The sequence below is a fragment of the Allobosea sp. GW821-FHT12C12 genome (assembly GCF_058807355.1).
This window is the reverse complement of sequence record NZ_JBXAQP010000001.1, coordinates 417,765-430,068: the sequence shown is the minus strand read 5'-3', so window position 1 is coordinate 430,068 and position 12,304 is coordinate 417,765. Positions and strand designations below refer to the sequence as shown.

General features: G+C 65.5%; 11 protein-coding genes and 1 pseudogene. 9 read left to right on the top strand and 3 right to left on the bottom strand.

What is annotated here, in order from left to right; all coding sequences use genetic code 11:
- Positions 1 to 14 precede the first annotated feature (14 nt).
- Positions 15 to 1,658 carry a GMC family oxidoreductase gene (locus AC1RRW_RS02205; protein WP_492898751.1) on the bottom strand — a complete coding sequence of 548 codons (1,644 nt, stop codon included), beginning with the start codon at positions 1,656 to 1,658 and terminating at the stop codon, positions 15 to 17.
- A 273-nt stretch (positions 1,659 to 1,931) separates the two neighbouring features.
- Between AC1RRW_RS02205 and AC1RRW_RS02200 the strand changes: the two are divergent.
- A pseudogene (locus AC1RRW_RS02200) lies at positions 1,932 to 2,009 on the top strand (ethanolamine ammonia-lyase subunit EutC); the annotation flags it as partial.
- Between the two features lie 118 nt (positions 2,010 to 2,127).
- Here the strand turns inward: AC1RRW_RS02200 and AC1RRW_RS02195 are convergent.
- Complete coding sequence (locus AC1RRW_RS02195) at positions 2,128 to 2,640, bottom strand: dTDP-4-dehydrorhamnose 3,5-epimerase family protein (RefSeq protein WP_492898749.1); 513 nt, start codon at positions 2,638 to 2,640, stop codon at positions 2,128 to 2,130.
- Positions 2,641 to 2,958: 318 nt separating this feature from the next.
- Here AC1RRW_RS02195 and AC1RRW_RS02190 point away from each other — a divergent pair, with 318 nt between their 5' ends.
- The 6 genes from AC1RRW_RS02190 to AC1RRW_RS02165 all read left to right on the top strand — a co-directional run bounded on the left by AC1RRW_RS02190 (position 2,959) and on the right by AC1RRW_RS02165 (position 9,212).
- The gene (locus AC1RRW_RS02190; RefSeq protein WP_492898747.1) at positions 2,959 to 4,059 is read left to right on the top strand and encodes a DegT/DnrJ/EryC1/StrS family aminotransferase; all 1,101 of its coding nucleotides are present in this window, start codon (positions 2,959 to 2,961) and stop codon (positions 4,057 to 4,059) included.
- Between the two features lie 4 nt (positions 4,060 to 4,063).
- A complete protein-coding gene (locus AC1RRW_RS02185; protein WP_492898745.1) occupies positions 4,064 to 4,831 on the top strand; it encodes a methyltransferase domain-containing protein in 768 nt (255 codons plus the stop codon).
- Positions 4,828 to 5,907, top strand: coding sequence for a GDP-mannose 4,6-dehydratase (gmd, locus tag AC1RRW_RS02180; RefSeq protein ID WP_492898743.1), 1,080 nt, complete (start codon positions 4,828 to 4,830; stop codon positions 5,905 to 5,907). Before AC1RRW_RS02185 ends, gmd begins: the two co-directional genes overlap by 4 nt.
- Positions 5,904 to 6,449: a methyltransferase domain-containing protein gene (locus AC1RRW_RS02175; protein ID WP_492898741.1), complete on the top strand. Its 546-nt coding sequence runs from the start codon at positions 5,904 to 5,906 to the stop codon at positions 6,447 to 6,449. The genes gmd and AC1RRW_RS02175 overlap by 4 nt, the downstream gene beginning before the upstream one ends.
- A 248-nt stretch (positions 6,450 to 6,697) precedes the next feature.
- On the top strand, positions 6,698 to 7,567 hold the full coding sequence (locus AC1RRW_RS02170; protein ID WP_492898739.1) for a hypothetical protein: 870 nt from the start codon (positions 6,698 to 6,700) through the stop codon (positions 7,565 to 7,567).
- A 172-nt stretch (positions 7,568 to 7,739) separates the two neighbouring features.
- Entirely contained in the window at positions 7,740 to 9,212 is a 1,473-nt protein-coding gene (locus AC1RRW_RS02165; protein WP_492898736.1) for an NAD(P)/FAD-dependent oxidoreductase, read from the top strand.
- Positions 9,213 to 9,216: 4 nt separating this feature from the next.
- On the opposite strand, the gene AC1RRW_RS02160 is transcribed toward AC1RRW_RS02165, so the two are convergent.
- Positions 9,217 to 9,951 carry a hypothetical protein gene (locus AC1RRW_RS02160; RefSeq protein ID WP_492898734.1) on the bottom strand — a complete coding sequence of 245 codons (735 nt, stop codon included), beginning with the start codon at positions 9,949 to 9,951 and terminating at the stop codon, positions 9,217 to 9,219.
- Between AC1RRW_RS02160 and AC1RRW_RS02155 the strand changes: the two genes are divergently transcribed.
- Together AC1RRW_RS02155 and AC1RRW_RS02150 are read left to right on the top strand one after the other, a co-directional pair.
- On the top strand, positions 9,938 to 10,912 hold the full coding sequence (locus AC1RRW_RS02155; protein WP_492898732.1) for an FkbM family methyltransferase: 975 nt from the start codon (positions 9,938 to 9,940) through the stop codon (positions 10,910 to 10,912). The two genes, AC1RRW_RS02160 and AC1RRW_RS02155, sit on opposite strands and share 14 nt — an antisense overlap.
- Positions 10,913 to 11,083: 171 nt before the next feature.
- A complete protein-coding gene (locus tag AC1RRW_RS02150; RefSeq protein WP_492898730.1) occupies positions 11,084 to 12,298 on the top strand; it encodes a hypothetical protein in 1,215 nt (404 codons plus the stop codon).
- The last annotated feature ends 6 nt before the right edge of the window (positions 12,299 to 12,304 follow it).

The window sequence follows — 12,304 nt, the reverse complement described above, 5'->3', positions numbered from 1 at the left end:
CGTGCCGGGCTCCATCAGGCGGCCCGCGCATCCTCGATCATCATGCCGGCCCCCTTCTCGGCGATCATCATGGTCGGCGCGGCGGTGTTGCCCGAGGTGATCGTCGGCATCGCGGAGGCGTCGATGACGCGCAGACCCGTGACTCCGCGCAGGCGCAGGCGCTCGTCGAGGACGGCGAGCCTGTCGTCCTCGCGGCCCATCCGGGCGGTGCCGGCCGGATGGAAGATCGTGGTCCCGAGCGCGGCGGCGGCCTCCAGCAGGGCGGCGTCGCTCCCGGCCCGAGGCCCCGGCAAATGCTCGCTCGGCCGGAAGCGGGCGAGCGGGGCCTGCGCCGCGATGCGGCGGGCGAGCTTCAGCGCATCGACCGCGACGCGCCTGTCCTCGTCGGTGGAAAGGTAGTTCGGATGGATCGCCGGGGCGTCCTGCGCCTTCGCCGTCCTGATATGGACGCTGCCCCGGCTCGACGGACGCAGGTTGCAGACGCTCGCGGTGAAGGCGCCGAAGGGATGCAGGCCCGCTCCCCAGGTGTCGAGCGAGAGCGGCTGGAAATGGAATTCGAGATTGGCGGTGGCGTAGTCGGCCGACGACTTCGCGAAGGCCCCGAGCTGCGAGGGGGCCATGGTCAGCGGGCCGGTGCGCCGCGCGGCGTATTCAAGCGCCATCAGCGGCCGGCGCCAGAGCCTGGCGTAGTCGGTGTTGAGCGTGCGCACGCCCTCGACCTTGTAGACCGGTCTGATCTGGAGATGGTCCTGCAGGTTCTCGCCGACGCCGGGTTTATCCAGCACCGTGTCGATGCCGAGGCCTTGGAGGCGCGCGCTGTCGCCGATGCCGGAGCGTTCGAGGATCGCGGGCGAGCCGACCGCGCCGGCGCTGAGCACGACCTCGCCGGTGACCTCGACGCGCAGCGCCTCGCCGCTATGTGTGAATTCCACCGCGACCGCGCGGCCGTCCTCGACCACGACGCGCTCGACCATGACGCCGATCTCGAGCCGCGTGTTGCCGCGCTCCAGCGCCGGCACGAGGAAGGCGCGATAGGCGCTCAGCCGCTGGCCGCGCTTCTGGTTGACCTGGAAATAGGCGCAGCCTTCGTTGTCGCCGGTGTTGAAGTCGTCGATCCGCGCGATGCCGGCAGCCGAAGCCGCGTCGCGCACCGCATCGAGAATGTCCCAGCGCACGCGCGGATGCTCGACGCGCCATTCGCCTCCGGCGCGGTGGAAGCCGTTCTGGCCCGGCGCGACATGGTCCTCATGCTTGAGGAACTGCGGTAGGACGTCGTCCCAGCCCCAGCCGGTTAGCCCCTGCTGACGCCAGCCGTCATAGTCGGCGGCCTGCCCGCGCATGTAGATCATCGCGTTGATGGCCGACGAGCCGCCGAGCACCTTGCCGCGCGGAAAGGCGAGGGCGCGGCCGCCGAGGCCGGCTTGCGGCTCGGTCTTAAATAGCCAGTCGGCGCGGGGATTGCCGATGGCATAGAGATAGCCGACCGGGATGTGAAACCAGACCCAGTCGTCCATGCCGCCGGCTTCCAGCACCAGCACCTTCCTGCGCCGGTCGGCGGAGAGGCGGTTGGCGGCGACGCAGCCGGCCGAGCCCGCGCCGATCACGACATAGTCGAACGAGCCGATGGTCCTGCGATCCGACATTGCCTGCTCCGCCATGGCGCGCTTCGTCCGGGCGGGTCTTCAGGCCCGCTGCCGTGAGCGATAGAGCGCCCTTCGGGTTGCGGCAATGGCGTCGGCCCGCCGCTTGCCACGCCTATCTTTCGCCAGCCGAGGGCGACAGCGCGGCACGCTTGCCTCGGCTGGCGCAAAGAGAGGATCGCGTCATGGCCTATCGCGCCGCGACCGGGCGGCGGAGTTTCCGCTTCGCCGATCCGAAGGAGCTGATGGCCAAGGCCTCAACGAGGCGCCGACGCCTTGCGAGGACGGCGAGGCCACCCGGCCGGCCTGTCCTCCCCGGCTTCGCTCGGGACCTACCTCACCTTCGCGCCCCGGCCCGGGCTGACGGACGACAGTGAGGGGATGCGGCCGGGTGGAGCCGCGGCCAAAACGCCGACGCGCTGAGCGCTTCGGCCGGCTCGCTGGGCGCCCCCGCCGATAGCGAGACCAGTCCTATCCACGCTTCGCCTCAGGCCGAGTCGCGCTCCGACAGGATCGGCGCGCCGACCGGCCAGAAGAAGCCATAGGCCGGGTCGTTCCATTTGATCGTGAACTGGCCGGCCCGGTCATAGGTCGTCGTCTGCTTGTAGTGATAGACGCAGACATCCGACATCACGAGGAACGAGTTGCCGAATTTCGGCGGGATATAGAGCTGCAGGCCGTTCCTGTCCGACAGCGTGAAGGACTGCCATTTCCGATATTGCGGCGAGTCCGGATCGTTGTTGACGATGTTCACGAAGATGACGCCGTGGACGCAGGATATCAGCTTGGTGGTCCGGCCGTCGCCATGGATGCCGCGCAGCACATGCCGGTAGCTGACCGAGAAGTCGTCCTGGATGAACCTGTCGGCGATGCCCGCCGCCTCGTAGAGCTCCTGGTTGTAGCTCTCGACATAGGTGCCGCGGAAATCCTCGAACCGCGTCGGCGGCGTCACCAGCAGCACGCCGTCGAGCGCGGTCTTCGCAACGATCACTTTGGACATGGCCGTCGTCATCCTTCCCCGGCGTGCGCGTCGCCTGTCGACTCGCATGCCGGACTGTATCGGCTCGGCTTTACCGCTGTCATCCATCCTGTCGCGGATGGTGGCCGTGCGTCCCGCGACCTGCGGAACGGGCTCGCCGCGCCCCGGGCAAAAGCACAATTCGCCTTCAAATGCAGGCGCGTGGCGCATGCCGCCGCACCGGCGGCGCCCCGTGCGCCATTGCAAAAGGCCATGAGCGATGGCAATAGGCGCGCTCGCGGACGAACCGTGCTCCTCCGGGCGACGCCGGTGCGGATCGGGGCACAGAAAAGAGTAGCGATGAACGCCTCCCTGCTGCCGATCAACCAGGTCGATCTCTTCATCGACGATCGGGAACTCGCGCTCGTCTCGCAGGCGCTGGAGCAGCGCTGGCTCACGGAAGGCAAGTTCACCAAGGCGCTGATCGAGAAGATTTCGCGCAAGCTCGACGTCAAGCATGTCTTCCTGGCGCCGAACGGAACGCTCGCGCTCTATCTCGCCTTGCTCGGGCTCGACTGCGAGCCGGGCAGCGAGATCATCATCCCGAGCTTCACCTTCTACGGTTCGGCGACATCGGCCGTCTTCGCCGGCCTGAAGCCCGTCTTCATCGACTGCGATCCGAGAACCTTCAACGCGACGCCAGAGGCCTTCGAGGCCGCGATCACGCCGCGCACGCGCGCGATCATGCCGGTCCATATTTATGGGCAGATCTGCGACATGGAGGGGATCATGGCGGTCGCGCGCAAGCACGGCCTGCGCGTGATCGAGGACGCGGCGCAGGCCTTCGGCGTGACGCTGAACGGCAAGTCGGCGGGCACCTTCGGCGACATCGCGACCTTCTCGTTCTACTCCGACAAGGTGATCACCACGGGCGAAGGCGGCTGCGTCGTCACCAATGACGACGACCTCGCCAAGACGATCGCGCTGCTGCGCAATCAGGGCCGGCCGAACTCCGGCACCTTCGTTCATCCCTCGCTGGGCATGAACTTCCGCACCACCGACCTCCAGTCGGCGATCGGCGTGGTGCAGATGGACAAGCTGCAGACCATCGTCGACGGCCGCGCCCTGAAATGGGAGCGCTACATGCGCGGGCTGAAGGGCGTCGGCGATCTCGGCTTCATGGAGATCGTGCCGGGCTCGACCCTGATCCCGTTCCGCTTCCCCATCCTGTCCGACAGGCGCGAGGCGCTGGCCACCGCGCTGGAGGCGCAGGGCATCCAGACGCGCGGTTTCTTCTATCCGATGCATCTTCAGCCCAAGCTCGCGGCTTCGCCGCCGCGGTCGCTCCCCGTCAGCGAGGATCTGAACCGCAGGGGCCTCTGCCTGCCGGTCCATCACCATCTCAGCGATGCGATGATCGACCGGATCGTCGCGGCCATTCGCGGTTTCTTCGGGTCCTGACGCGATGGCAAGGCCGTTCGTCGCGCATTACGACCTGCTCTATGCCGACAAGGACTACGACAAGGACATCCGGGATTTCCTGGCGCTGACGGGGCTCTCCACCCCGGTCGGAAAGCCGCTGCTCGAAATCGGCGCAGGCACCGGCAACCAGACGATCAGGCTGGCCGAAATCGCATCGCGGCCGACCTGCGTCGAGATCGACCCGGATTTCGCCGAGATCCTCCGGACCAAGGTCACGCCGGCCAGCCATCCGCATGTCCGGGTCGTCGATCAGCCGATCGCGGCGCTGCGCGGCCGGGACTTCGCGGCCGCCGTCGCGTTCTTCCACGTGCTGAACTATATCGGCCGCGCGGCGATGCCGGGCTTCATCGCCGACCTCGCCGCCTGCCTCGCTCCCGGCGCCGATTTCGTCGCCGACATCTGGCATGGCGAGGCGGCGCTCGCCGATCCGCCCCGCCACGAGATCCGCATGAAGCGCAATCTCGGCCACGACATCCGCTTCGAGGTCATGCCGCGCACCGACGAGGCCGCGCGCGAGGTCGTGCTGGACTACGCCATCGCGATCGCCGGCGGCGATGCGCCGATCGCCATCGCGGAGCGGCTGGAACTGTTCCTCTGGTCGAAGGGCGAGTTGACCGCATTGCTGAGCGCGGCGGGCTTCACCGACATCGCCTTCTTCGACTATCGGAACTACCCCGCCCCCGCCGCGCCGGACAGCTGGCGGGTCTGGCTCCATTGCCGCCGCGGCGGACAAAACGGTCGCATGTCATGAGCAAGACCGCCCTCATCACCGGCGTGACCGGCCAGGATGGCTCCTATCTCGCGCAGTTCCTGCTGGCGAAGGGCTACAAGGTCCATGGCATCGTGCGCCGGAATTCCGACTTCACCTCGAAGCGGATCGATCCCTTCCTCTACGCCGAGAACTTCGTCACGCATTACGGCGACGTCGTCGATTCATCCTCGCTGCATGTGCTGCTCGAACGCGTCAGGCCCGACGAGGTGTACAACCTCGCGGCGCAGTCGCATGTCGGCATCTCGTTCTCGGTCCCCGACTATTCGAGCCAGGTCAATGCGCTGGGCACGCTGCGGCTGCTGACCTCGCTGAAGGAGGTCGGCCTGCCGGCGCGCTTCTACCAGGCCTCGACCTCGGAGCTTTTCGGTGGCCTGCCGGGCTCCGAGCCGCAGAGCGAGACGACGCCGTTCACGCCGCGCTCGCCCTACGCCGCCGCCAAGCTCTTCGCGCTCTGGACCACGGTGAATTTCCGCGAGGCCTACGGGATGCACGCCTCGAACGGCATCCTGTTCAACCACGAATCGCCGCGCCGGGGCCGCAACTTCGTCACCAAGAAGATCTCGCTCGCCGTCGCCCGCATCGCGCGCGGCGAGCAGGGCCTGGTCAAGCTCGGCAATCTCTCGGCGCAGCGCGACTGGGGCTATGCGCCGGACTATGTCGAGGCGATGTGGCTGATGCTGCAGCGCGACGAGGCCAGCGACTATGTCGTCGGCACCGGGCGCTCCTACAGCGTGCGCGAATTCGTCGAGGTCTGCTTCCGCGAGATCGGCGTCGAGATCGTCTGGCGCGGCGCGGGCGTCGACGAGGTCGGCCTCGATGCGGCGACGGGCGCGGTCCGCGTCGCCGTCGACCCGGTCTATTTCCGCCCGACCGAGGTCGAGGTGCTGCGCGCCGATCCGGCCCGGATCGAGAGGGATCTCGGCTGGAAGGCCAGGACGCTGGTGCCGGAATTGGCGCGCCTGATGGTGCGCTACGATCTCGTCCACAGCGAGTACGGCTTCCCCGACGCCGTCGACGACACCGTGATCAACCGGATTTTGGGCAAAGCGTCATGACCAGGCTTCATCTCGGCTGCGGCACGAAGCGTCTGCCGGGCTACATCAATGTCGACATCCTGCCCGGCCCGGCCGTCGATCACCTCTGCGACATCCGCAAGCTCGATTTCGCCGACGAGACGGCCGACATGATCTATTCCTGCGCCGCGATCGAGCATGTCGGACGGCGCGAATGGGTCGACCTGCTGCGCGAATGGCGCCGGGTGCTGAAGCCGGGCGGATTGCTGCGCGTTTCGACGATGGATTTCGAGGCCTGCGTCGAGGAATACCGCCAGAACCGCAACCTGCCGCAGATGCTCGGCCTGCTGATCGGCGGCCAGAAGGACAAGTACGACTGGCACGGCATGATCTTCGATTACGACGTGCTGGAGAAGGGGCTGATCGAGGCCGGCTTCGGCAACGTCCGCCGCTATGACTGGCGCCGGACCGATATCGGACTTGCCGGCATCGACGACTACAGCCAGGCCTATCTGCCGCATATGGATAAGGAGAACGGCCGGCTGATGATGCTCAACGTCGAAGCCGAGCGCGTCCAACCATGAGTTCCTCGTCCTCGCGCAAGCCCTATGTCAGCGTCGCCTTCGTCAACCGCAACGACGGCTATGGCGGCGATTTCGAGGAGCGGGTCTCGAAGTTCATCGACTATTACGCGCATTATTGCGCGCGCTGGCCTGACCTGTTCGAGTTCGTCATCTGCGACTGGAACCCGCCGCAAGATCGCCAGCGCCTGAAAGACGCGTTCAGCTGGGAGAAGCTCGGCAACGTCCTGCATATCGAGGTCCCCCCGACGGTGCACGACGAGATCAAAAGCGCGACCAGCCGGATCATGCTCGACTATATCGGGCGCAATGTCGCAGCTCGTCACGGCAGCGGGCGCTTCACGCTGGTGATGAACCAGGACATCTTCCTGAGCGAGAGCATCCTGCGCGAGATCGCCAAGCGCCGGCTCGACGAGCGCGCATTCTATCGCGCCGACCGCTGCGATTTCGACTTCGAACCCTGCCGCAACCTGCCGCCGCCGGCCTTCGAGCAAGCGGCGCTCGCCAACGTCTTCGAGATCCATCGCCGCCACCACCCCGATGACAGCCCGATCTCGGTCTCCGTTGGCAGCGCCGGCCTGCTGGCGGCGGGATCGAGACCCGTTCCAGGCGACAAGGTCGATCCCTCCGCCGGAACCATCGTCTGCGAAGGAGGCGTCCGGGAGTTGGCCGGCGACCGGAGACGAGAGCGCAACTATGCTCGCTTTGAGGCGATGCGTCAGGGACTGTCGGCGTGGCGCGACAATTTCGAGTCGCGATTCTACTACCGCAAGTTCTTTCTCCACAGCAACGCATCCGGAGACTTCATCCTTGCGCCTCGCGCAGCATTCTTCGAGATCGAAGGCATGTTTGAAGCCAAGGACTTTTATTTTCACCTTGATTCTTACGCGATCGTGCAATTGTTCTCCGCCGGCTATCGGCAGATCATCTTTGCCCAGCCTCATCGCATATTTCACGCGGACCATGATCGCTCCGGACGAACGGGCTATCAGGAGCCGATGACGTGGTCGGAGCATGAGGTCCAGCTATCGCGGATACTCCGCGAGCCCGGCGCATTCCGGTTGAACGGACCGGATTGGGGCCTCGGCGGCTTCGACCTGCCGCGTTGCCGATTGAGCTAGATCGCCGTGCGTCCTGTCGGACGCGAAGTGGCGATCTATCTCCTTGTTTAAGCATCGGATTTTTCCGAAAAGCGGATTCCACTTTTCGGTCCGATGCTCTAGAGCGCTATAACGCCGCGCGAGGCGTGCTATCGACCCGCATGCGACCGACCGAAGGACAGGGCTTGTATCCATGGCATTCCTGACACGCTCCACCACTTACGATGTGGTCGTCATCGGCAACGGTTCGGTCGGTCTCGGTCTCGCCAATCGTCTGAAGACACGCGACGACAAGCTCAAGATCGCCTTGGTCGGCCCTGCCAATCGCACGGGAGGGGCCTCGGTCACGGCCGGAGCGATGATCAACGCATGGGCCGAGGTCGGCTATGGCGTCTTCGAGAATCCCGCGCTGAGCGATCGCGCCGAAATGCCGATTCAGGCACTGGCGATGTGGGATGATTTCGGCCAGGAACTGGCCCAGTTCACGCCGGACAGTCTCGGCATCGTCTGGGGCACCTATATCATCAACAACGCGATGGGGTCGGCGCTCGAAACGCGCGCGGTCGATTACATCATCGAGACCATGGCGAAGCGCCAGGTCGCGCATACGGTGATGGCCGGGTCCGACGTGCCCTGGCTCAAGCCCGAGCAGCGTGGTCAGATCACGCGCGTCGTGCGTGTGCCGGATGGGCGCTTCGATCCCTTCAAGGTGCTGGCAGCCCTCGAAAAGGCAGCGAATGCCCGCCAGATCGAGTTGATCAACGACAAGGTTGTCGCGCTCGACGTGGCGGACGGCCGGCGCGCGGTCAGGTTGGCGGACGGCACGGTCCTTGACGCCAAGCAGATCGTCCTGGCGAACGGCGCGTTCGCGCAGGCGCTGATCGACGCCGTCCCCGACCTTCGCCACGCCATGCCGAGGCTGCTCTGGGGCGCCGGCTCGGCGCTCGACGTCTCGCTGCCGGACTGGGTCAAGAAATATGGCGGCATCGACCGCTCGGTCTTCGACATCGATCATGTCGTGCGCAGCGTCGATCGGGGCGGGGCCTGCGGCCTCCATCTCGTGCCCCATGGAGACGGAGAGTATTACTGCGGCGCCTCCGCCGGCGTCTGGTTCGACCCGGAGCCCAAGGCGCGCGTCCACGCCATCCATGTCCTGCTGCGCGGTCTCGTCGAGGAAATCCACAAGGCGTTCTTCTTCGCCGGCGTCAGCCTTCGCGGGCCCGGCTTCCGCCCGACGACGATCGACGCCTTCCCCCTACTGGGCGAGTCCAATATTCCGGGGATCTGGCTCGCGAACGGCACCAAGCGTGACGGTTTCACCTGTGCGCCGCTGATCGCCAACGAATTGTCGAGCGCCATGCTGGGCGGCCAAAGCCGGCTGCCGGAACGCTTCAAGCCGGTCAGGAAACTGATCTCGTACAAGAACCGCGCCAAGGCGATCGACGACCATGTCGATGGCGATATCGGCGGCGAGATCCAGCACGGGCTCTATCTGCCGCCCTACAGCCATGCCGGCTATCGCGAAGCGCGTGTGCGCCGGACCGAAGCGGTCTACGACAAGCGGGGCATCGTCGATTTCGGCATCCATCCAGAGATGCTGCATCTCTACGACAATGACGAGTTCTTCGCGGCCATCGACCATGGCCGCGAATCCGTGCCGGGCTGAGCGCTCAGTAACCCAAATGCCGCAGGCCGAAATAGCCGGCCGCGGCCAGCGCCGCGACGCCGGCGATGCCGAGCAGCAACAGCTTGTTGCGGATGGCGCGAACCATCAGGAAGGTGTTGTGGTCGCGCCGATCCTGATGAACCTGCATCCGCTCGAGCAAGGTCTCCCTCAGTTTGGCCAGTTCCTGTCTGTGCCCCTGAAGCAGCGGCTCGCGCAGACCGTTCCCCACCTCGCGCAGGCCGGTTTCTAACTCGCGCCGGCCGGTCGCCACGTCGCCTTGGAGCTGCGCGATCGCTCCCGACAGCGCCGCGTTGGCCGCCCTCATCTCGGCGATGCTCTCCGAAGAGGTGCTGCGCAGGGAATCCAGATCGGCGCGCAGCTCATAGATCACGCGCTCGTTGGCGGCTGCGAGCGCCACCATGCGCGTCTCGACCAGGATGCGCAGGTCGTTGACGTCGTCGCGGCTCGGCAGGTTCTTCGACGCCAGTTCGGTGATCAGCTCGTGCTGGGCGGCCGCGATCGTCTCGGCGGTCTTCCGGTCCATGCCGCCATCGACCAGCGCATTCGCGAAGCCTAGGGAATTGAACTGGAGCATGAGCTTATCCACGATGGCTGAGGCGGGCGATGCGATCGGCTGCTGCCGACTGGCGGCGATCTCGAGGCCTTGATCATGATCCTTTATCGCCTCGTCAAGGGGCGCGTGGCGGAATCGCAACGTTCGCGCCATGGGCGTCGCCAAGGTGTTGCAATCGTTGCAGCCAACTGTTCTATGGACGCAACACGAGACGAGAGTTCAGATGCGCCTGTTCCGTCGCGACAAGACCCTGCAGATATTCAAGGATTTCCAAGACTTCCGGGCTGTCGCGCCCGATAATTTCGAGGTCAATTTCCTCGGGGGCCTCACCCGCGACGAATTCTGCGAGATCCGTCCCGGCCGGGTTATCGTCCCGGATGTCGGAGAAGAGTTCTTCGAGTTCAAAAGCATACTCGAAGCCGTCCAGGCCGCGGGCGAGCGCTTCACCTTCGTCGAACTGGGCGCCGGGTTCGGCCGCTGGTCCTGTATCGCCGCGCTGGCCGCGCGGCGGCTGGCCAAGGACTATCGCCTGCACATGGCCGAAGCCGAACCGCAGCACCTCGCCTGGATTCCGGTCCATATGGCCGACAACGACATCAGCGCGGAGAAATACACGATCTTCCCGTTTGCGGTGGGAGAGCAGGGAAAAATCCCGTTCTATGTCGAGGGGCCGGCCTCGCAAGGGTCCGCCAACGCCCGCGACTGGTATGGCCAGTGCGCCGTCGATGCCGGGGCCCGCCAACATCTCGTCGAGGCCGACCGCACCTATTTCGGCTACCCGATGAAGGCGCTGTCGAACGGTTTCTACGCGATCGACGTCGAGGCCCGGCCTCTGACGGACATGATCCAGGGCATCGATTACATCGACCTGATGGACATGGATATCCAGGGCGCCGAGGCCGATGTCGTCCCGCAGGCGATCGAACTGCTGAATGCGCGCGTCCGGCGCATGCATATCGAAACGCATTCCGCCGAGATCGAGGTGACTCTCAGGTCGGTCCTTTCGGAGCATGGCTGGACCATCGTCCACGATTTTCCAGGCATGACGAACGGGGTGGCCACCCCCTACGGCAAGGTCAACTTCCAGGGCGGCCTCATCGACTGCCTGAATCCGCGCCTGACCTAGACGGTCAGGGCGCGCCGGAGCGGACCGCGACATGGCCTGTCGTCCCGCTTCGTTGACGCAGCGACGGCTCTATGGTCAAGCAGGCTGCAAGCCGTTCCGTCGAGGTTGAACATGTCGATCTGGAGTCGTTTACGCCGAACCGCGGCGGTGCTGTTCAACCAGGACCGCCTGATGCCTCCGGTCGCCGGCCCTTCTCGCATCGTCGATGGGAAGACCCCGGCGGACCCGACGTTCCGCAGGCTCCCGCTGGTCGTCTGGGGAGACGTCTTTCCGAACGGGGATTTCCCGCAGACGCGACGCGCGCTGGCGGGCGCCGATGCTCACGAGTGCATGTATACCTGGGTGTATCTCAACGAACTGGTGACGGTTCGCTCCATGTCCGAGATCGCCGCCGCCAAGGGCTTTTCCGAGCCCAGGTCCGGCGTCGAGGTGACGGAGCGCTTCCAGTCGGTCAAATCCGCCACGAACGATCCCCAGTATCAGCTCGCCAGCGAGATCCTTGATGTCTTCCTGCCGGTGGCGAAGTTCGTCCAGGCGGCGGGGGCCGAGACCGTCGAATATTGCGAGCTCGGCTCGACCTTCTTCGTCTCTATCGAAAAGATCGCCGCCTGCAGCAGCCTGCTGGGCCTGAGCTTCGACCGGGCCAGCATGCTGTTCAGCGGGATCGAATACTCGCCCTTCCTGACGCGCACGGCGCTGTGCCTGCATCCGGACGATCCGATCAAGATCGTCAAGGAGCCCTTCCAATGGGAGCGCACGCGCCAGAATGCTTTCCATATCTCGCGTTTCGTCGGCAGCTATGCCTTCCGTTCGACCTCGGATTTCGCCGCCGAGATCGCCCGGTGCGATGCGTTCCACATCATCGATGTCTTCAACCTCGGCGAAGGCGATTTTCATTCCTGGGATCTCGGCTTGCCGATCACGTTCATGAACCTGCCGCTCATGGTCGAGCATCTGACCGTCGCCGGTTTCGACGTCCATGTGACACGGGTCGATGCCGAGTTCCATGCGGCCGGCCGCAAGAAGGCGATGGTGGTCAGGCTGTTCGGCATCAGGCGGGAGACTGCTTCCCGGATCGGCTTCTTCGAGAGCTACGCCTCGCTCGGCGGTTTCGAGGCGATGAGCGCCGCGCGGAAGATGGATGGCGGCCGGGCCCGGGCGCTGATTGCCGAAGTCGACGGATCGCTGACGCAGGAGCAGTGGGAGGCTTTCGCCGAGTACAAGAAGTTCTTCCCGGTCTGGGGCGGTCCGCAGGGGTTCACGAAAGCGCAGGTCGCCGAGATGGTCTCCTCGCGCGATCTCGGCATGAACCTGCGCTTCGACGACGGCCAGGCCGCCTCGGTGGTGCGGCGGGCCGTTCAGCAGAAATTATGGGAGCCGGGCTGAGCGAGA

Bases quoted from the DNA above. Each gene is read 5' to 3' on its own strand.
- AC1RRW_RS02150 (WP_492898730.1), top strand. From the start codon at position 11,084: ATGCCTCCGGTCGCCGGCCCTTCTCGCATCGTCGATGGGAAGACCCCG.
- AC1RRW_RS02190 (WP_492898747.1), top strand. From the start codon at position 2,959: ATGAACGCCTCCCTGCTGCCGATCAACCAGGTCGATCTCTTCATCGAC.
- AC1RRW_RS02155 (WP_492898732.1), top strand. From the start codon at position 9,938: ATGGGCGTCGCCAAGGTGTTGCAATCGTTGCAGCCAACTGTTCTATGG.
- gmd (WP_492898743.1), top strand. From the start codon at position 4,828: ATGAGCAAGACCGCCCTCATCACCGGCGTGACCGGCCAGGATGGCTCC.
- AC1RRW_RS02165 (WP_492898736.1), top strand. From the start codon at position 7,740: ATGGCATTCCTGACACGCTCCACCACTTACGATGTGGTCGTCATCGGC.
- AC1RRW_RS02205 (WP_492898751.1), bottom strand. From the start codon at position 1,658: ATGGCGGAGCAGGCAATGTCGGATCGCAGGACCATCGGCTCGTTCGAC.
- AC1RRW_RS02195 (WP_492898749.1), bottom strand. From the start codon at position 2,640: ATGTCCAAAGTGATCGTTGCGAAGACCGCGCTCGACGGCGTGCTGCTG.
- AC1RRW_RS02185 (WP_492898745.1), top strand. From the start codon at position 4,064: ATGGCAAGGCCGTTCGTCGCGCATTACGACCTGCTCTATGCCGACAAG.
- AC1RRW_RS02175 (WP_492898741.1), top strand. From the start codon at position 5,904: ATGACCAGGCTTCATCTCGGCTGCGGCACGAAGCGTCTGCCGGGCTAC.